The 17,690-nt window shown below is 68.5% G+C and carries 16 protein-coding genes; 4 read left to right on the plus strand and 12 right to left on the minus strand.

Annotation, left to right across the window (positions count from 1 at the left end; translation table 11 throughout):
* Nucleotides 1-23: 23 nt before the first annotated feature.
* Genes AC3WLC_RS02210 through AC3WLC_RS02235 form a run of 6 tightly spaced genes read right to left on the minus strand, consistent with a single transcriptional unit; the run spans nt 24 to nt 6,410 of the window.
* Nucleotides 24-1,346: an MFS transporter gene (locus tag AC3WLC_RS02210; RefSeq protein ID WP_493682300.1), complete on the minus strand. Its 1,323-nt coding sequence runs from the start codon at nt 1,344-1,346 to the stop codon at nt 24-26.
* 54 nt (nt 1,347-1,400) lie between these two features.
* On the minus strand, nt 1,401-2,477 hold the full coding sequence (locus tag AC3WLC_RS02215) for an Ldh family oxidoreductase (RefSeq protein WP_493682301.1): 1,077 nt from the start codon (nt 2,475-2,477) through the stop codon (nt 1,401-1,403).
* The gene (locus AC3WLC_RS02220) at nt 2,474-3,781 is read right to left on the minus strand and encodes an MFS transporter (protein ID WP_493682302.1); all 1,308 of its coding nucleotides are present in this window, start codon (nt 3,779-3,781) and stop codon (nt 2,474-2,476) included. The genes AC3WLC_RS02215 and AC3WLC_RS02220 overlap by 4 nt, the downstream gene beginning before the upstream one ends.
* A 57-nt stretch (nt 3,782-3,838) precedes the next feature.
* Nucleotides 3,839-4,570 (minus strand): SDR family oxidoreductase, encoded by a 732-nt coding sequence (locus tag AC3WLC_RS02225; RefSeq protein ID WP_493682303.1) that lies wholly within the window; start codon nt 4,568-4,570, stop codon nt 3,839-3,841.
* A gap of 1 nt (nt 4,571) precedes the next feature.
* Nucleotides 4,572-5,702: a mandelate racemase/muconate lactonizing enzyme family protein gene (locus AC3WLC_RS02230; RefSeq protein ID WP_493682304.1), complete on the minus strand. Its 1,131-nt coding sequence runs from the start codon at nt 5,700-5,702 to the stop codon at nt 4,572-4,574.
* 24 nt (nt 5,703-5,726) lie between these two features.
* Nucleotides 5,727-6,410, minus strand: a complete 684-nt coding sequence (locus tag AC3WLC_RS02235; protein WP_493682305.1) for a GntR family transcriptional regulator — start codon at nt 6,408-6,410, stop codon at nt 5,727-5,729.
* 146 nt (nt 6,411-6,556) lie between these two features.
* Between AC3WLC_RS02235 and AC3WLC_RS02240 the strand changes: the two genes are divergently transcribed.
* The gene (locus AC3WLC_RS02240) at nt 6,557-7,261 is read left to right on the plus strand and encodes a GntR family transcriptional regulator (protein WP_493682306.1); all 705 of its coding nucleotides are present in this window, start codon (nt 6,557-6,559) and stop codon (nt 7,259-7,261) included.
* 274 nt (nt 7,262-7,535) lie between these two features.
* Nucleotides 7,536-8,495, plus strand: coding sequence for a dihydrodipicolinate synthase family protein (locus AC3WLC_RS02245; protein WP_493682307.1), 960 nt, complete (start codon nt 7,536-7,538; stop codon nt 8,493-8,495).
* A gap of 220 nt (nt 8,496-8,715) precedes the next feature.
* Here the strand turns inward: AC3WLC_RS02245 and AC3WLC_RS02250 are convergent, their stop codons facing one another.
* A complete protein-coding gene (locus AC3WLC_RS02250) occupies nt 8,716-9,750 on the minus strand; it encodes an Ldh family oxidoreductase (RefSeq protein WP_493682308.1) in 1,035 nt (344 codons plus the stop codon).
* 100 nt (nt 9,751-9,850) lie between these two features.
* Here AC3WLC_RS02250 and AC3WLC_RS02255 point away from each other — a divergent pair, with 100 nt between their 5' ends.
* A complete protein-coding gene (locus AC3WLC_RS02255; protein ID WP_493682309.1) occupies nt 9,851-10,852 on the plus strand; it encodes a 4-hydroxyproline epimerase in 1,002 nt (333 codons plus the stop codon).
* Here the strand turns inward: AC3WLC_RS02255 and AC3WLC_RS02260 are convergent.
* Nucleotides 10,806-11,774: an AraC family transcriptional regulator gene (locus AC3WLC_RS02260; protein WP_493682310.1), complete on the minus strand. Its 969-nt coding sequence runs from the start codon at nt 11,772-11,774 to the stop codon at nt 10,806-10,808. The genes AC3WLC_RS02255 and AC3WLC_RS02260 overlap by 47 nt on opposite strands.
* A 97-nt stretch (nt 11,775-11,871) precedes the next feature.
* Between AC3WLC_RS02260 and AC3WLC_RS02265 the strand changes: the two genes are divergently transcribed.
* Nucleotides 11,872-12,630 (plus strand): SDR family oxidoreductase, encoded by a 759-nt coding sequence (locus AC3WLC_RS02265; RefSeq protein WP_493682311.1) that lies wholly within the window; start codon nt 11,872-11,874, stop codon nt 12,628-12,630.
* A 124-nt stretch (nt 12,631-12,754) separates the two neighbouring features.
* On the opposite strand, the gene AC3WLC_RS02270 is transcribed toward AC3WLC_RS02265, so the two are convergent.
* Genes AC3WLC_RS02270 through AC3WLC_RS02285 form a run of 4 tightly spaced genes read right to left on the minus strand, consistent with a single transcriptional unit; the run spans nt 12,755 to nt 17,682 of the window.
* A complete protein-coding gene (locus tag AC3WLC_RS02270) occupies nt 12,755-13,597 on the minus strand; it encodes a sugar phosphate isomerase/epimerase family protein (RefSeq protein WP_493682312.1) in 843 nt (280 codons plus the stop codon).
* A 12-nt stretch (nt 13,598-13,609) separates the two neighbouring features.
* On the minus strand, nt 13,610-14,224 hold the full coding sequence (locus AC3WLC_RS02275) for an NIPSNAP family protein (protein WP_493682313.1): 615 nt from the start codon (nt 14,222-14,224) through the stop codon (nt 13,610-13,612).
* Between the two features lie 21 nt (nt 14,225-14,245).
* On the minus strand, nt 14,246-15,964 hold the full coding sequence (locus AC3WLC_RS02280) for an FAD-dependent oxidoreductase (protein WP_493682314.1): 1,719 nt from the start codon (nt 15,962-15,964) through the stop codon (nt 14,246-14,248).
* On the minus strand, nt 15,961-17,682 hold the full coding sequence (locus AC3WLC_RS02285; protein ID WP_493682315.1) for an FAD-dependent oxidoreductase: 1,722 nt from the start codon (nt 17,680-17,682) through the stop codon (nt 15,961-15,963). Before AC3WLC_RS02285 ends, AC3WLC_RS02280 begins: the two co-directional genes overlap by 4 nt.
* Nucleotides 17,683-17,690: the final 8 nt, after the last annotated feature.

Genomic DNA, 17,690 nt, shown 5'->3' on the forward strand with positions numbered 1-17,690 from the left:
GCAGGCTCATCCGAGGCGCCGCCTCACTCGCTGCCGCGCTCATAGGAGCGCGAGCGGACGGCGAGGACGGCGATCGCCGTCACGGCGCAGCACAGCATCAGATAGGCGACGACATAGGTCGGCTTGCCGCCGCCGGCCGTGACGAGCGCGGCCGCGATGAACGGCGTCGGCCCGGCGATCGCGACGCTGTTGAGTTCGCGCGTCATGGCGATGCCCGAGAAGCGGTAGCGGGTCGGGAACAGGTTGGCGAGGAAGGCACCCTGCGCGCTGGCGAGGCCGCCGAAGCCGATGCCGTAGCCGATGCTGAGGGCGATCGTGCAGAGCAGGAGGTTCTTGGTGTCCAGCAGCGCGAACATCGGGAAGGCGTAGCAGAACACGAAGACCGCCCCGAACAGGTAGACTTTTGCGTGCCCGACGCGGTCGGCGAGGGCGCCGATGATCGGCGTGGTGACGATGCCGGTCAGGGTGGCGATCATCACAGCGGTCAGCGCATCCGTGCGGGGCATGCCGAGCGTGTTGGTCATGTAGCTCAGGCTGAAGGCGCTGAGGATATAGGCGTTGGCGTTGTGGCCGGTGACCGACAGGAAGCCGAAGAGCAGTTCGCGCGGACTCTTGCTGATGAGCTCGCGCAGCGGAACCTGCGCCTCATGGCGCTTCTCGGCCGCCTTCTCCATCGCCGCAACATATTCCGGCGTCTCGTCGAGATGCTTGCGGATGTAGAGGGCGACGAAGAAGAGCAGGCCGGAGGCCAGGAACGGCACGCGCCAGGCCCAGCCGAACAGCGTCTCCTCCGAGAGCAGCGATACCAGCAGGAAGCTAAGCGTCGCCAGCATGATGCCGACCACCGTCGCCGCCTGGAGATAGGCGGTGTAGTAGGCCTTGCGTTCCGGCGGCACGTATTCGGCGACGAGCGTGACCGCGCCGGCATATTCGGCGCCGGCGCCGAAGCCTTGCAGCAGTCGCAGGACGACGAGCAGCACCGGTGCCCAGATGCCGATCTGCGCATAGGTCGGCAGCAGGCCCATCGCCACGGTCGAGGCGCCCATCAGGGCGATGGTGAAGATCAGGGCCGGCTTGCGGCCGAAGCGGTCGCCGATATGCGAGATCACGATGCCGCCGAGCGGCCGGCTGAAGAAGCCGACGGCGAAGGTCGCGAAGGCTGCGAGCACGCCGGCCGAATCCGAGAATTGCGGGAAGAACAGCTTGTTGATGATCAGGCCCGCCGCCGCGCCATAGAGCGCGTAGTCGAACCATTCGATGACGGTGCCGATCGTCGCCGCCGCGACGGCGCGCCGGATGTTCGTCTGTTCGGCCGGTGTCGTTCCGGCCGCGATCGCCTGCGACATGGGGTTTCCTCGAAGCTTCGTTGTTCTTTGGGATGACGGTTGGCGGCCTAGCGGTCAGGTGATGGCAGCCGGCATGGCAAGGTCGAAGCGCGCCGCACTCTCGCTGAGCCCGGTGACGATGCTGGCGGAAAGCTCGACGCCGTCGCGCAATTGGCGTTCGCGCCGGGCGAGCCCATGGGCGCCCGGCAGGTCGACATGGTCGAAGCCGGGGCGAGGCTGCGCCGCATGACAGCGCTCTGCCAGGACGGTGACCTGACGGTTGAAATTCTCGGTGCCCCCGAAGGCGGCGGGGTCCATCACCAGGATGAAGACCGCCGCGCTCCAGCCGTCGCCGCCTTCGGCGCGGCCGCGCCCGGCGAGGCAGCCGGTGAGGAGCTCGACGATGAGGCCGATCGAGAAGCCCTTATGGCCGGCTTCCAGCCCGCCGAGCGGCAGGATCGTGCCGGGTGGGTCGGCGGCGATGACGTTCGGATCGGTCGATGGACGGCCTTGCGCGTCCATCAGGAAAGGGTGCGGCAGGTGTTCGCCGCGCTGGCGGTAGGCGGCGACGCCGCCATTGGTCATCAGCGCCGTCGACATGTCGATCAGGATGGGTGCATCCGGCGCCGGCGCGCCGAAGGCGATCGGGTTCGAGGTCAGGACAGGCGTGACGCCGCCGAAGGGAGCGACGCTGCTGTGGCCGGGATCGGTCAGCGTCAGCAGCATCAGGCAGCCGGAGTCGATCGCCGGCTGGAGATAGGCGCCGAGGCAGGCGGTGTGGTGGCTGCGCTGGATCGCGACGGCGCCGAGGCCGAAGCGCTTGGCCCGGGCGATCGCCTCGGTAGTGGCGCGCCGCGCCAACCAGGGACCGGGCAGCTTGCGGCCGTCCCAGGTCTGGCAGGCGCCGATATCGTTGAGGATCTCTGGCTCGCCGCCGGCGGTCATGCCGCCGCTCTCGATCTCGCGCAGATAGAGCGGCAGCAAAGCGAGCCCATGCGTCGACTTGCCGAGCAGGTCGCCTTCGACCAGGACTTCAGCGACGTCGCCGGCCTTGTCCTGCGGCAGGCCGGCACGCTCCACCAGAGCGCGTGCCAAAGCTGCGAGTTCCTCGGCGCGATAGCGGGCGCCGGGCCTTTTCACATCGGTGCTCATGGCTTTGCCGTGTCCTTTTTCGGCCAGAAGGCGACGATCAGGAGGCCGGCCAGCACCATCATCGCGGCGATGACGTTGATCGCGAGCTGAGTGCTCTGCGTCCGGTCGTTGACCCAGCCGATGAAGGTCGGGCTGAAGACGCTGCCGAGATTGCCCATCGAGTTGATGAAGGCGATGCCGCTCGCTGCGGCGACGCCGCCCAGGAAGGTCGAAGGCACGGTCCAGAAGACGGGGAATATGGCGAGGATGCCGAGCGTCGCGAGGGACAAGCCCGCCACCGCGACGATGAGGTCGTGCGGGAAAGCCGCGCTCACCGCATAGCCGATGCCGCTGGAGACGGCGCAGAGTGCGAGATGCCATTTGCGCTCGCCGCTGCGGTCCGAGTTGAAGGCGATCGCCAGCATGCCGAGCCCGCCGATCAGCCACGGGATCGCCGTGACGAGGCCAACGGTCTGGGTGTCGAGGCCGCCGGCGTTCTTGATGAGCTGCGGCATCCAGAAGGTGACGCCGCCGAGGCCCACCAGGATCAGGAAATAGACGCCGGACAGGAACAGTGCGCGTGGATCGGAGAAGGCGCGCATCAGCGAATGCTGTGCGGGTGCGACCGATTCATTGGCGGCGATATCGGCCTCGATGGTGCGCTTCTCGGATTCCGACAGCCAGCCTGCAAGCGCCGGACGATCATCGAGGAAGAAGAAGACGACGAAGCCGAGCAGCACGGCCGGGATGCCTTCCAGCAGGAAGAGCCATTGCCAGCCGGACCAGCCGTTCAGTCCGGCGAAATGCGTCATGATCCAGCCGGCGAGCGGGCCGCCGGTGACACCGGACAACGAGATCGCCGTCATGAACAAGGAGTTCGCCCGGGCGCGGCGCCGCGGCGGGAACCAGTAGGTGAAGTAGAGCACCACGCCCGGCAGGAAGCCTGCCTCCATCGCGCCGACGATGAAGCGCATGGCGTAGAACTGAAACGGCGTCGCGACGAACATCATCAACGCCGAGGCGACGCCCCAGGAGACCATGATGCGCGCGATCCATTTGCGCGCGCCGACCCTGTGCAGGATGACGTTGCTCGGCACTTCGAAGAGAATGTAGCCAACGAAGAACAGGCTGGCGCCGAGGCCATAGACCGTGTCGGAGAATTTCAGCTCGTCCTGCATCTGCAGCTTGGCGAAGCTGATGTTGACCCGGTCGTAATAAGCCACGATGAAGCACAGGATCAGCAGCGGGATGAGCCGCCAGTAGACGCGCTTGTAAAGCGCGTCCCCGGCTGCGTCGGTGGCAAGCGGCAAGGCCTGTGTCGTCATCTGTGTATCCTTCTGGGGCGGCCGCTCGTTCTCGTTGCGTGGGCGCGGTTCGGCTGGTCAGATCGTCCAGCCGCCGTCGATGATGTGGGCCTGGCCGGTGGTGTAGGTCGCGCCCGCCAGGTAGACGACGAGATCGGCGATCTCCTGCGGCGTGCCGATCCGCCCGATCGGCTGGCGGGCGACGAAGGCGGCGCGGGTCGCCTCATAGTCGCCCTGCGCGCTTAGCCGCTGCTGCAGCGATGGGCTCTCGACCGTGCCGGGGCAGATCGCATTGCAGCGGATGCCTTGCGCGACATAGTCGGCGGCGATCGACTTGGTCAGGCCGAGGACGGCGGCCTTGGTCACGCCGTAGGCGAAGCGGTTCGGCACGCCCTTCACGCTGGAGGCGACCGAAGCCATGTTGACGATGCAGCCGGCCTTGCGCTCGAGCATGCCGGGCAGCGCCGCCTTGATTGTGCGCACCATCGCCTTGACGTTGAGGTCGTAGGCGAAGTCGAGATCGGCCTCGCTTGCCTCCAGCACCGTGCCGCTCTGGACGATGCCGGCGCAGTTGAAGAGCACATCGACCCGGCCGATCCCAGCGAAGAACGCGGTGACGGCTCCGGCATCGAGCACGTCGAGCCTTCGGCGCTGCAAGTTCGGCCCGGCCTCGATTGCGGCCAGCGCGCCCTCGTTGATGTCCGTCGCCCAGACGATGGCGCCGGCGCGGTCGAAGGCTTCGGCGGTAGCGCGGCCGATGCCTTGCGCCGCCGCGGTGATGACGACGACCTGTCCTGCGAGCGCGCCCATCTCAGGCGCCCGCCTTGAGCGAAGGCGCCGCGCCATGGCTCCTGCGGTGGACGATCGTCCGCTCCAGCGCCTGCCAGTCCCAGTCGATGCCGAGGCCGGGCTGATCCGAGGGGATCGCCTTGCCGTTCTCGATGCGGATCGGCGAAGAGGTCACGAGATCGAGTTGCGGGATGTATTCGAGCCAGCGGCTGTTGGGCACGGCGCAGCACAGGCCGAGATGGATCTCCATCAGGAAGTGCGGGCAGACCGGCACATTGAAGGCCTCGGCCATGTGCGCGACCTTGAGCCAGGGTGTGATGCCGCCGATGCGGCCGACATCGACCTGGACGATCGAGCAGGCGCCGGCCTCGAGATAGTCCTTGAACTGCGAGAGCGAATACATGGACTCGCCGACCGCGATCGGCACCGTCGTGGACTGCGACAGGCGGCGATGGCCGCCGACATCGTCGGCGTGGATCGGCTCCTCGAACCAGGCGACGTCGAGCTTCTCGTAATGGCGGGCGCGGCGGATCGCCTCGTCGAGCGAGAGGCCCTGATTGGCGTCGGTCATGATCTCCCAACCGAAGCCGACCTTGTCGCGCACGGCCGAGAGGCGCTTCACGTCCTCGGCGACATGCGGGCGCCCGACCTTGACCTTGGTGCCGCCGAAGCCGCGCTCCTTGGCCTTGACGGCTTCGGCGACGAGCTCGGCCTCGTCCATGTGGAGCCAGCCGCCCTCGGTGTAGTAGAGGTCGATGCCGTTCTTGGCGCCGCCGGCGAGACGATGCAGCGGCAGGCCGGCCTTGCGGGCGCGCAGGTCCCAGAGCGCGGTGTCGATCGCCGCGAGCGCGATCGAGGTGATGGCGCCGACCGTGGCGGCGTGGACGCGGTAGAACAGCGTGCGCCAGAGCCCCTCGATCTCCTCGGCATCGCGGCCGATCAGCACGGGGGCGAGATGATCGTCGATCAGCTTGCAGACCGAGGAGCCGCCGGTGCCGATGGTGTAGCTGTAGCCGGTGCCGGTGACGCCGTCGGCATCGGTGATACGTACGAGCGGCGTTTCCTGCAATTCGAAGCTCTGCACAGCGTCGGTGCGCTTGACCTTGGGCTTGAGGTCAGCCTGCAGCACTTCGACGGATACGATCTTGGCCATTCCGGGTTTCCTTGTCGGGGCGTTTCAGTGTGCGTTCGGCTGGTCGGCATGCCGGCTACCGTAGCGATGCCATGAGGTCGTCAGATGGGCCGCTACGGCGGCCTGCGCGCCGTCCTCGTCGCCGCGCTCGATCGCGGCGAGGATGGCGCGGTGCTCGTCCAGCATCGGGCCGATGTCGTGCGGGATGCGGCTGAACAGGCGGGCATGGTGCAGATGCGGGTGCAGGCTGCGCACCGCCTGGGCCAGGATCTCGTTGCCGCTGGCCGCGAGGATCGCCTCGTGGAAGGCCTCGTCAGCCTGGCTGGCGCCGACATAGTCGGGTGCCTGGTCCGATGGTGTGTCCGCCTCCATCGCCGCAATGCTGTCGCGCATGCGGGCGATGGCATCGGGATCGCGGCTGCGGGCGAGCTGCCTGGCGGCCCAGCCCTCGTTGAGGATGCGGAAGTCGCGGAGCTGCTCGAACCAGTCGCGCGACGGCTCGGGCGCGACGGAAAACCCGGCGAAGGAGGTTGCTGCGACGAGGCCGAGCCCCGCCAGCCGGGTCAGCGCCTCGCGGATCGGCGAGACGCTGACCGCGAACTCGCGCGACAGCGCATCGATGTTGAGCTTCTCGCCCGGCGCGTAGTCGCGGTCGAGGATGCGCTCCATCAGCAGCGCCGTCACCTGATCGACCAGCGCGACGCGCGCCAGCACGGGCTTGCGGATCATCTCCAGCCTCCTCCCTTGCCCAGCATCATCAGGCAGATGTCATCGATCGTCAATGACCGATCGTGCATGATCTGTGAAATGACAAGCGCCCCTGTTTGCCGCAGGCTCGTGGGAACTGTATTCGTCATGTCGACAAGGGATTGCACATGACCGACAAGACCATGGCTGCGCCGGCCGAGCGCAAGCGAGGCGAGGGCGTCAAGCTCGTCTACGACATCCTGCGCGACGACATCATCGACCTGGTGCTGCCGCCGGGCAGCCCGATCGACGAGATCCAGCTGGCCGAGCGGCTGTCGATGTCGCGCACGCCGATCCGCGAGGCGCTGGTGCGCCTGGCGAGCGAGGGGCTGGTGACGACGCTGCCGAACCGCTCGACGGTGGTGTCGAACATCGACTTCCTCAACCTGCACACCTTCTTCGACGCGATCACGCTGATGTATCGCGTCACCACGAGGCTGGCGGCCGAGTTCCACGTGCCTGCCGATCTCGACGTCATCCGCGCCCGGCAGGCCGCCTTCGCCGGGGCCGTTGAGGCGCATGATGCGCTCGCCATGATCGCGACCAACCGCGATTTCCACGCGGCCATCGCCGAAGCCGGGCGCAATCCCTATTACACTGGGCTGTTCTGCCGCCTGCTCGATGAAGGCCGGCGCATCCTGCGGCTCTATTACTCCTCCTTCGAGGATCGCTTGCCGCAGCGCTATGTAGCGGAACACGAGGAGATGATCGCGGCGATCGCCGCCCGCGACGTCGAGGCCGCCGACCGGCTGGCCAAGGCCCATGCCGACCAGATAGTCCAGCAGATCCAGCAATTGATCGCCCGCGACAGACGCCAAACGCTGGCGCTGTAGCACCGAACCGTCCGTCATTCCGGGACTTCGCGTAGCGAAGGGCCCGGAATCCAGAGCCGATGCCGGCGGTCCAGAAACCGCGGCAAAGGCCAGGTTCCCTTTGCCATGGCATCGGTTCTGGGTTCCGGGCTCAGGCCTATCGGCCTGCCCCGGAATGACGAGTTTCTGTGTGTCGAAATTTCTTGTCGACAAATAAAATACAAAGAGTATTATGAATGTCGATCAAGGCGGCTAGACAGCCCGCCCGTTGAACCACCAGCCCGAGGAGCGCGTGATGAAGGCCCAGATCTTTTCCGGCTGCATGCCGGCGCTGATGACCCCCTGCAAGGACGACCGCAGCCCGGATTTCGAGGCGCTGGTGCGCAAGGGCAAGGAGCTGATCGCCGCCGGCATGTCGGCCGTGGTCTATTGCGGCTCGATGGGCGATTGGCCGCTGCTGACCGACGCGCAGCGCATGCAGGGCGTCGAGGCCTTGGTGAAGGCCGGCGTGCCGGTGATCGTCGGCACCGGCGCGGTCAACACCGCTTCCGCCGTCGCCCATGCCGCCCATGCCCAGACAATCGGCGCCAAGGGCCTGATGGTGATCCCGCGCGTGCTCTCGCGCGGCTCGGTAGTCGAGGCGCAGCGCCACCATTTCAAGGCGATCCTCGCCGCGGCGCCCGATCTGCCGGCGGTGATCTACAATAGCCCCTATTACGGCTTCGCCACTCGCGCCGACCTGTTCTTCGCGCTGCGGGCCGAGCATCCGAACCTAGTCGGCTTCAAGGAGTTCGGCGGTGCCGCCGACATGCGCTACGCCGCCGAGAACATCACCAGCCGCGACGATGACGTCTCGCTGATGATCGGCGTCGACACCTGCGTCTTCCACGGTTTCGTCAATTGCGGCGCGACCGGCGCGATCACCGGCATCGGCTGCGTGCTGCCGAAGGAGGTGCTGCACCTCGTCAGCCTGAGCCAGGCGGCGGCGAAGGGTGATGTCGAGGCGCGGCGCCTCGCGCTCGAGCTGGAGGCGGCGCTCGCCGTGCTCTCCTCTTTCGACGAAGGGCCGGAGCTCGTCCTTTATTTCAAGCACATGATGGTGCTGAACGGCGACGCCGAGTACGCGCTGCACTTCAACCCGACCGACGTGCTCGGCGAGAGCCAGCGCGGCTATGTCGAGGCGCAGCTCAAGCTGTTCGACGGCTGGTATGCGCAGTGGTCGAAGCAGCCTAGCGCGCTGAAGCACGCCGCCTGAGGAATGCCGAGCGCGAAGCTGATCGCCCCAGTTCCTCCCTTCCCCCTTGTGGGGAAGGGTATGGGGATGGGGGTGGTGCCGCCTGGTGATTGTCCGCAGAAATAAGGGCTGGCAGCAGCGACGGCGCCGTCAACTTCTGCCGCTCGCTCCGGCTTTGCGACCCCCACCCCAACCCCTCCCCACAAGGGGGGGTGCGTGTGCGTATGTCGCGGCTCGCTGCTCACGCCACCGCGTCGAGCCCCAGCGCCTCCAGCCGGTCGAGCTGCTCGATCTCGGCGGTGGTCAGGGCGATGCCATCGGCCAGCGAGCCCTCGCGGGCCTTGAAGCGGCGCTGCGAGGGCAGGCGCGCGCCCTGGCCGGCGATCGCCTCGAACAGGACCTCGGCGCGGGCGAACGGGTCGCCGAGGCGGCCGGCGGCGAAGCGCTCCGGCGAGAACGCCAGGATCAGCTCGCCATGCTGCGGTGCCAGCGTCGTGGTGCCCAGGAAATCGAGCGCACCCTGGCTGGTCAGGTCGCCGATCATCACGCCGGCCAGCAATTCAATCATGGTCGAGATCGCCGAGCCCTTGTGACCGCCGAAGGGCAGCATCGCCCCGGCGAGTGCTGCGGTCGGGTCGGTGGTCGGCTGGCCCTGCGAGTCGAGCGCCCAGCCCTCGGGCAGGGGCTTGCCGGCGCGGCGGTACAGTTCAATCTCGCCGCGCGCCGCGACGCTCGTGGCGAAATCGAAGACGTAAGGGTGCCCGCCCTGGCGCGGCCAGCCGAAAGCGAGCGGATTGGTGCCGAGCAGCGCGGTGGTTCCGCCAGATGGGGCGACGGTGGCGTAGCTGGGGCACATCGCCAGCGCGGCGACGCCCATCTCGGCGAGCGCTTCGACCTCCGGCCAGAGCGCCGAGAAATGCGTGCAGTCGTTGATCACCAGAGCGGCAAGGCCGAGCGCCTTGGCTCGCTCGGCTAGAGCGGGCGCGCCCAGCTCGAAGCCGGCGCAGGAGAAGGCGCCGCCCGCCGACACGCGCAGCACGGCCGAGCCGTCATCCTGCAGCACCGGTTCGGCATCGGGCGAGACCTTGCCGGCCTTGATGGTGCGCAGGCAGCCTTCGACCCGGTAGACGCCATGCGACTTGCAGCCGTCGCGCTCGCCGGCCGCGATCACGCGGGCCAGCGCCGCGGCATGAAGCGGCGACAATCCGCCCTTGCGGAAGACCGCCTCGATCCGGCGCGTCAGCACCTCCATGCTGAGGATCGTGATGTCGGTCATGGCGTTGCCTCGCTCTGTCGTTGCAATTATGTATACATGATGTATTCAAAAAGCCGACATGACTTCAAGCAGGCTTAGCGCCTCAGCAAGGTTCTGATCGATGGCCAGCCACACCTTCTCCTGCATCGACGGCCACACCTGCGGCAATCCGGTCCGGCTGGTCTCGGGCGGTGGTCCGCGCCTTGAGGGTGCGACCATGCTGGAGAAGCGGGCACATTTCCTGCGCGAGTTCGACTGGATCCGCACCGGGCTGATGTTCGAGCCGCGCGGGCACGACATGATGTCGGGCTCGATCCTCTATCCGCCGACGCGGCCCGATTGCGACGTCGCCGTGCTGTTCATCGAGACCTCGGGCTGCCTGCCGATGTGCGGCCATGGCACGATCGGCACAATCACCATGGGCATCGAGAACGGGTTGATCACACCGCGCGAGCCGGGCAGGCTCTCGATCGACGCGCCGGCCGGCAAGGTCGACATCAGCTATCGCCAGGAGGGCCGCTTCGTCGAGGAGGTCCGCCTCACCAACGTTCCCGGCTTCCTCTATGCTGAAGGGCTGACCGCCGAGGTCGAGGGGCTCGGCGAGATCGCCGTCGACGTCGCCTATGGCGGCAATTTCTATGCGATCGTCGAGCCGCAGAAGAATTTCCGGGACATGGCCGACCATACCGCCGGCGAGCTGGTCGGCTGGTCGCCGAAGCTGCGGGCGGCATTGAACGCCAAGTACGAGTTCGTCCATCCGGAGCATCCGGAGATCCGGGGGCTGTCGCACATCCAGTGGACCGGCAAGGCCACGCAGGACGGCGCCGATGCCCGCAACGCCGTGTTCTACGGCGAGAAGGCGATCGACCGCTCGCCCTGCGGCACCGGCACCTCGGCGCGGATGGCGCAGCTCGCCGCCAAGGGCAAGCTCGGGGTCGGCGACGAATTCGTGCACGAGTCGATCATCGGCTCGCTGTTCAAGGGCCGGGTCGAGGCGGCGACGACCGTGGCGAACCGTCCGGCGATCATCCCCTCGATCGCCGGCTGGGCCCGGATGACCGGCTACAACACCATCTTCATCGACGACCGCGACCCGTTCGCGCACGGCTTCGTGGTGAAGTAGGCCGCTCCGTCGCGGCGGCCCGCTCCGCCAGGCTGCGGGCATAGCGGCCGGGCGGCTGTCCGACATGGCGGCTGAAAGCCGTGCTGAAGGTGCTGGCCGAGCCATAGCCGACCCGCTCGGCGATCTCGGCGAGATCGATGTCGCGCCGGCGCAGCAGGTCCTTGGCCAGCGCCATCCGCCAGCCCAGCAGATATTCCATCGGCGGCACGCCGACATTGCGGGCGAAGCGCTCGAAGAAGGCCGAGCGTGACAACCCGGCCTCCCGGGCGAGCCGGGCCATCGTCCAGGCGCGGGCCGGCTCGGCATGGATGCTGCGGATCGCGTCCGCCAGCCTGTTATCGCGGAGGCCGCGCAATAACCCTGCCGGCGCATCCGCTGTCGGCGTGAGCCGGAGCGCCTCGACCAGCAGGATCTCGACGAGGCGGCCGAGCACCAGCTCCCGGCCCGGCCGCTGCGTGGCGGACTCCTCGGTGAGGAGCCGCACCAGGGTCGAGAGCCGGGGGATGTCGCGGATCCGGATCTGCGTCCGCAGAAGCGAGACGAGCAGCCCCGCCTCGTCGACATCGAAGGTGAAGTAGCCGCCGAGCAGGCGCACATTCGGCGGGCCCTCGCGATCGCCATGGCGCAGCTCGGTATCGGGCGAGGGCGCGAGATCGGGCGTGATCAGCACCGGCGTCGCCGGCTCGAAGCCGGACAGGGTGAAGCCCGGCGTGGTCGGCAGCAGCACGAAATCGCCAGCGGCCAGGGTCAGGACCTCCTCTCCGTCGACGGCGAGGCGGCAGCTGCCTTCGATGACCGCACAGAAGCTGGGATGGCCGAAATCGGCATAGCGCACCGCCCAGCGTCCGGCGCCGCTGATGCCCTTGGTGAACACGGCGCGCGGCCGCAGCAGGCTGATGATCTCGGCGAGCGGGTCGATCATGTCCGGACTATCTCAAATCAAATTTGGACTATCGATCGTAGATCGTCCTGAGCGCTGCTCGTATCACGGCAGCATCGAAACCAGCAAGGACATCATCATGAAGACGGTGCTGATCACCGGTTGCTCCTCGGGCTACGGCCTGGAGACCGCCCGCCATTTCCTCGCGCAGGGCTGGACCGTCGTCGCGACCATGCGCACGCCGCGCGAGGACATCCTGCCGCGCTCGCCAGCGCTGCGCATCCTGCCGCTCGATGTGACCGATATGGACAGCATCGCGGCAGCGCTCGCGGAAGCCGGCCCGATCGATGTCCTCGTCAACAATGCCGGGATCGGCGTGGTGGGCGCCTTCGAGGCGACGCCGATGGAGCATATCCGCAGGATCTTCGAGACCAACACCTTCGGGACGATGGCGATGTGCCAGGCGGTGATCCCGCAATTCCGGTCGCGGGGCTCCGGCGCGATCGTCAACGTCACCTCCAGCGTCACGCTGATCTCGATGCCGCTGGCGGCGGCCTATACGGCGAGCAAGCAGGCGATCGAGGGCTTCACCGGCTCGCTCGCCCATGAGCTCGGCCATTTCGGCATCAGGGCCAAGCTGGTCGAGCCAGGCTATGCCCCGACCACGCGCTTCACCGAGAACGCCGGCGTGCGCATCGAGGACCTGATCCCGGCGAGCTATGCCGCCTTCGCCGAGCCGATCTTCGCCGCGTTCGCCAAGCCCGCCTTGACGACCAAGGAGAGCGATGTCGCCGAAGCCGTCTGGCAGGCGGCGAACGACGCCTCGGATCGGCTCCACTTCCCGGCGGGCGCGGATGCGGTGGCGCTGGCGGAGATGGCCGGAGGCTGGCGCGGTTAGAGCCGTCCTGCTTCTTGGAGAGCCGCACCGTCTTTCCGGGCCCTTCGCTGCGCGAAGTCCCGGAAAGACGGCGCATTCCGCATGAGATCGGTATGGTCTGGGGCCGCCCGTCCAGCCCGCGCCGTCAGTCCGTCCGCAGCGAGGCGCCCTTGGCCACCGCCGCATCGCGGGCGGCCAGGGTGGCGCGCGACGCGGCCAGGGCCTGGCGGGCCCATTCGCGGACGCCGAGCTGCGCGCCGCGTTCGAGATGCGGCACCTCGACGCTGACCGGCAACTCGGCCGGCAACTGGCTGAAGATGCCGACGAGATCGATGCCGCCTTCGCCGGGCAGCAGGCGGGCCTGCCGGGCGGTGTGGATCAGGCCTGCGGTCGTGGTGGGGATTTCGGCCGGGGCGTCGCAGAGCTGGGCATAGCTCAGGCGTGCGGCCGGGATCGCGGCGATGTCGGCAAGCGTGGTGCTGGAGCGGCCGGTATGCAGCGCATCGACCAGCACGCGGCCATTCGGCTGATCGGCGGCGGTGACGATACGCAGCGCCGTGCTGGCGTCCGGCACTTGCGTCCACGGCATGAATTCGAGATCGCCGGTGAGGCCATAGGGCGCCGCCGCCGCGCAGAAGGCGGCGAAGGAGGCGGTGAGGCGGCTCTCGTCGGGATCGTCGCCGGCGACCAGCACGGCGCGAGCCTGCAGCGCGCCGCAGACCTCGAGGAAGGGCTTGATCGCCTCGACGGAGAAATCGGCGCCGAGCCGGATGATCTCGACATCGAAGACCGGGACGCCGTCGGCGATGGCACGCCGCGTCTGCGCCAACAGCGAGGGATCCTCGATCAGCGGGCTGGTGTCGCCGCCCGGGGCGGCCGGCAGCGCGCGCAGGCCGACGGCGTCATAGCCGAGCTCGGCGGCGAGACGGACCGCATCGGGCGGGCTCAGCGGCACGGTGGTGAGATAGGCGAGCGACATCAGCGGCATGGTCGGCATCCCTCAGGCGAGCGGCGAGATTGCGGTGGGTAGCGCGATCGTCGAATACATCTCGCCGGTCAGCCATTCCGGTCCGCCCTTGGGTGGCCAGATGCCCTTGGCGACGGAGTCGGCCCGGACGGCGGCGCGCTGGTCGAGGCTGGCGAAGGGCCAGATATGGGTGAAGCGCGGCGGGCCATCGAGCGCGTACATGGCGATGACGAGCGGCGAGAGCTCGACGCGCGCCGGCACCGCCGCCTGCCAGGCCGCGATCGTCGCCGGCACGCCGCCGTGCCTGAGCATATAGGTGCGGATCTCGTAGACGGCGCCGAACTTGCCTGGCTGGACCGGCGGCAGGAAGGGGAAGGGCGCATAGCTGTCGAAGGCCAGTTTGGCGATGTCCTCGCCGGCGCCGAACGGGTTGCCGCTGGCGAGCAGGTGCTGGCGTTCGGACAGCAATTCGGCCTCGTCCGTGAAGCTCCGCAGCAGGATGACCTGGTTGAGCGTGCCGATCTCGCTCGTCCAGCAACCGAGCAGGCGGCCCTTCGCCTCCGTCGCCTTCAGCGCGGCGTCGAGCGCGGCGACGACAGCTCCGGCCTTGCCGAGACGGACGGTGAGGGTAGCGATTTCATAGCGCATGGCGGGTCTCCGGGCGCGGGATCAGGAACGGTTGTTGGCGAGCGGGATGCCGCCGGCATGGTGGGCGGCGACGTAGCCGAAGGTCATGGCCGGGCCGAGCGTGATGCCGCCGGCCGGATAGCGGCCGGCCATCATGCTCGACATGTCGTTGCCGACCGCATAGAGGCCCGGGATCGGCGCATCGCGGTCATCGAGCACGCGCGCCTGTGCATCCGTCCTGAGGCCGGCGAAAGTGCCGAGGCTGCCGGGCACGATCCTGACCGCATAGAACGGCCCCGATCCGAGCGGCGCGACGCAAGGGTTTGGCTGGTTGTCGGCCGCGCCCTGGATGCGGTTATAGGGCGTCTCGCCGCGGCCGAATTCGGGGTCGCGGCCCTCGGCGGCGGCGGCGTTGTAGGCTTCGAGCGTTCGAGCCAGCCCGGCGGCATCGATGCCGCAGGCCGACGCAAGCTCGGCGATCGTCGCACCGCGCCTGAGATAGCCGTTGCCGAGCCAGGGCCGGATCGGGAAGGGGCGGGGCCGGGCGCGGCCGAGCCCGTAGCGGCGCAGGAAGGCGTGATCGCAGAGCAGCCAGGCCTCGGCCGGTTCCCCGGCCGGCGTCGTGGCGAAGAGCGCCTGCATGACGTCGTGATAGGAGTCGGCCTCGTTGCAGAAGCGCTTGCCGTCGCGGCGCACCATCAGCGCGCCCGGCTTGGCGCGCTCGACCAGATGCGGGAAGCGGCCGGGCTGGCCATTCTGCTTCGGCACCAGCGAGACCGGTGCCCAGGCGCCGGCATGCGCGAGGTCGGTTCGGACACGCCCACCCGCCGCCTCGCCGAGCCTGAGGCCGTCGCCGGTATTGGCGCAAGGAGCGGCCGACCAGTGTTCGCGGCCGGTCGGCGCATGCGGGAACAGCGCCGACTTGCGCGCGAGATCATGCGGAAAGCCGCCGGTGGCGAGCACGATGCCGCGCCTCGCCTGGATCGTGCGGCGCTGCCCCTGCCGCTCGACGATCGCGCCGGCGATGCGCTCGCCGTCGCGCATCAGCTCGACCGCGGCGGTCTCCTTGAGCAGGACGATGCCGAGATCATCGGCCGATTTGAGCAGGCGCGCGACGAGGGCGTTGCCGTTGACCAGATGCAGGCCGCGGCCATGGCTGGCGCGGTCGAGGACATGGCGCGCGAGCCGGCGCAGCACATGCAGGAAGGAGGGCAGCTTGCGCGTTGCATTGAGGAAATGCTGGAGGTCGGCGCCGGAGGCGATGTTCATGCCGAAGGGCGCGATCTCTTCGAGTGGCGGACGCAGATCCTGCAGGCGCACGCCGAGCTCGCGCCCGTCGAAGGGCTTGGCGCAGAGCGAGCGGCCGCCGGTGCCGGCGCCGGGCGTGTTGCCGTGGAAATCCGGCATCAGATTGCCGTCGATGAAGTCGACCGCGCTCTCGCGCCGGAAGAACTCGACCATGCGCGGCCCCTGCTCCAGCAGCATGGTGACGAAGGCCTCGTCATAGCTCTCGCCGAGCTCATGGCGAAGATAGGTTCGGACTGTCTCCTCGTCCTCGTCGATCCCGGCGGCCCGCGCGAGCGGGTTGCGCGGCAGCCACATCCAGCCGCCGGACCAGGCGGTGGTTCCGCCGAAATGGCGCTCCTTCTCGATCACGACGACATCGAGGCCGAGGATTGCGGCCGTGACGGCGCTCGCCAGCCCGCCGGCGCCTGAGCCGATCACCAGCAGGTCGCAGGAGCTGGGCAGGTCACCGCTCATCCCGCCGCCCGCTCCCCAAGCGCATGGCGGATGGCGCACCAGGAGAAGGTGATGGCCGGGCCGATGGTGATGCCGGGGCCCGGATAGGTCCCGCCCATGATCGACTGCGCCTCGTTCCCGCAGGCATAGAGCCCGCCGATCGGCCGGTCGCCCTCGCCGAGCACCTGCGCGTTCTCGTCGATCACGAGCCCGGTCGCGGCGCCGATATCGCCCGGCGTCAGCTTGACCGCGTAGAAGGGCGCGGTCGCGATCGGGCCGAGCGTCGGATTGGGCAGGCCGCGCGAGGCGTCGCCGTTGACGCGATGATAATCGGTGGTGCCGCGGCCGAACTCCGGATCGACGCCTTTGCGGGCATGGTCGTTCATGCGCGCGATGGTCTCAGTGAGCGTCGCCGGATCGATGGCGAGCTTGCCGGCGAGTTCGGTGATGCTCGCCCCTTCGACGAGATAGCCGTCGGCGAGGAAGGGCTTCAGGTCGCGCGTCCCCATCCTGACCATGCCGAGCCCGTAGCGCCTGAGACCCTCGGCGTCGGTGATGATCCAGCAGGGGATGGTCGGGCGCGTCTGGTTCGCCTCGAACATGGCGCGGCTGAACAGGTGGTAGGAGGTGGATTCGTTGACGAAGCGCCGGCCGGTCTGGTCGACGCAGACGGTGCCGGGCTTGCTGCGGTCGAGCACGAAATGCGGGAAGACCGCGGTCGAGCCATCCGGCCTCGTCCGCGTCGAGATCGGCGCCCAATAGGCGTTGTCGCGGCTGCCCTCGCCGAAGCGCGCGCCGAGCTTGAGCGCGAGGTCCTGCATCGCACCGGTATGGCCGGGGGCGGCGGGGCTGAGCGCCGGCGTCGGGCTGTGGAGCATGGCGCCGCGGCGCTGCGGATGGCGATTGAAGCCGCCGGCGGCGAGCACGACGGCGAGCCCGGCCGCGATCGCGCGCGTCACGCCGCCCTGCTCGACGACGACGCCGCTGACGCCGTCCGGCCCGTTCTGCAATTCTGTGATCGAAGCGTTCAGCAGGACGGTGCCGCCATGCTGCTTCAGCGTCAGCAGCAGGGCGCCGATCAGGGCGTTGCCCATGACCAGGCGGGTGCCGCGCTTGCCGCTCAGGCGGTCGAGCCCGTAGCGGCCGAGGATGGCTGCCGCGTGCTTGAACGAGTCCCAGGACGTCCTGAGCTTGAGGAGATGGCCGATATCGGTGCGGTCGATCATCATGCCGCCGAACAACGTGAATTCGAGGATCGGCGGGCGGATGCGCTGGAGATCGGCGCCGAGCCGGCGGCCGTCGAACGGGATCGGCTCCAACGCGCGCCCGCGCAGGGTCGAGCCCTCGACATCCGATTCATAGTCGGGATGGGTGGCGTAGGGACGGAAATGCACCTCGCTGCGCTCTTCCAGCGTCGCGATCGCCTGCGGCCCGGCGCGCAAAAAGGCCTCGCGTAGCCGGGCCGAGGAATGGTTGCCGACGACGCCGTCGAGGAAGCGGGCGGCCTTCTCGAATGAATCTCCGGTCGCGACCTTCTCGGCATGCAGCGAATTGGGAACCCAGGTCGTGGCGGCTGACAGGGCGCTGGTGCCGCCGACATGGTCGGTGCGCTCGATGACCAGCACCGAGCGACCCTCGATTGCGGCGAAGACGGCCGCCGCCAGTCCGGCGGCGCCGGAACCGGCGACGATGACGTCGTAGGAGGTCTGTTCCGGCAGGGCCGCCAGCGTCGTGAACATCGCGGACC

This window comes from Allobosea sp. GW821-FHT03A12, assembly GCF_058986765.1.